The sequence below is a fragment of the Micromonospora sp. ATLC16 genome (assembly GCF_057196645.1).
In genome coordinates this window covers 1-1645 of the sequence record NZ_JBXUOW010000153.1, presented here as the reverse complement: position 1 = coordinate 1645, position 1645 = coordinate 1, and the positions used below count along the sequence as shown (strand labels likewise).

1 protein-coding gene is annotated in these 1645 nt (G+C 67.6%); it reads right to left on the bottom strand.

The features are described from left to right. Positions 1–100: 100 nt before the first annotated feature. Positions 101–1528: an IS1380 family transposase gene (locus AC2CHE_RS26800; protein ID WP_484507601.1), complete on the bottom strand. Its 1428-nt coding sequence runs from the start codon at positions 1526–1528 to the stop codon at positions 101–103. Positions 1529–1645 lie beyond the last annotated feature (117 nt).

Sequence of the window (1645 nt, the reverse complement as noted above, 5' to 3'; positions counted from 1 at the left end):
GCTAGGTTTGGGTGTGGGATCGCCACGTGTCGCTGTGGGCGCGCGAGGTCTCCGGGCTCTCGAAGAGCGGCCTTTCTGCTGGTAGGTGCAGGGATTCGGGTCAGGTGGCCGGTGGTAGCAGGGTGAGGCGTTGCCAGCAGAGGGTGAATGCGTCGGCCCAGGGCCAGGTCTCGGGGATCGACAGCACGCGGCGGCGGGCGTGGGTGGCCAGTTTGCCGGGTAGGTGCAGCAGCCGGTAGCGCAACGTGTCGGGTTCGGCGTGGGCGAGATCCGGCTGGTCGTGCAGGCCGAGCAGTCTGGTCCAGGCGGTCAGGTCGGTGGCGATGTTGCAGGTCAGGACCCAGCCGCGGTTGACGGTCCAGTCTTTCGACGGCAGGTTGCGCAGTCCCATGGCCTTGGCGTGCCGGACTTGATCTTCTACTCCGGCGTGAGCCCGGTGGAGGGCGTCGATCCATTGCGGCTGGTGCGAGCCGGGCACCCGCGCGATGCGGGTGATGTTGGTGGCCACGATCTGGTAGCGCCAGCCGGTGCGTTTCTCCAGCTCGGTGAGGTTCCGGGCGTGCCGGGCTGACGGCTTCGTGCGTCGCACGAGCAGCCGTAGCGTGCCGGTCCAGCCGGCGAGCCGGGTGTTGAGGCCGGTCAGTTCCGCGACGTGCGCGTCGCTGGTGGCGGTGCCGTCCTGGTTGAGGCTGTCGGTCCAGGCGTCGGCGGGCAACCGGTCGATCGCGGTCTCGTCGGCGGCCGTGATCGTCCAACCGACGGTGAACCTCACGCTGCGCCACACCCGGTTCATCTGTTCCAGATGTTCGAGGAACTCGTGGGTGGCACCGGCGCCGTCGACGCGGATCAGCAGCTTGCGCCGGTAGACGACCGGGAGCTGCGCGATGGCGTCGCCGAGGACCCGGATGTGGTCAGCGACCGTGTTCGATCCGGCGTTACCGGACCTGAGCAGCATGGCCAGACACTCAGCGGTGTTCGCGCACCAGGCGCCCAGCGGATGAAACCCGAAACCCTTCTTGAAGGTGGCCGCCGCGCCCTGCTTGTCGCTGTGGGCGGTGATCAGCGTGGCGTCCAGATCGATGACCACCCACCCGGTCAGCAGCTTGCCCGCCACGCTCAGCCACGGAAACCCCTGCGGCCGGCGGGCGAGTAGCGCCCACACATGAGCGCGGACCTTCGCCCGAGCCTTCCCGATTCGCGCCAGTGCTTTCTCGTCGAGGTCGGCCAACGCTCGCCGGACGGTCGACCCCGACGGCCGATCACCGAAGACCCGGCCCTGATGGGCGAGCAGGCCGATGTCTGACATGCTCGTGGCGCCGAGCACGATCGCCACCGCCAAAGAGACCAGGACCGTACCGCGATCCCACCAGCCAGGGCCCTTACCGCGCGGCAACACCTTGTTCAATCCGCTGGTCAGACCGGTCCGATCAGCGCATTTCCGCAACAGGACCGCACCCGTGTGGCCGACCAGGCCCTTCCCGCCCGAGTCGACGACCAGCCGCTGATCCCACCCGTTACCCTTACTCACCAGAAAGGTGCACCCGATTCTGCTGTGGACATGGACTCGACACCCACATCCTCGCAGGCCAGGTGCACCTTTCTTTCACTGACCTCGATCAGTCAAATCCCCCCTGAACAGGGGAGG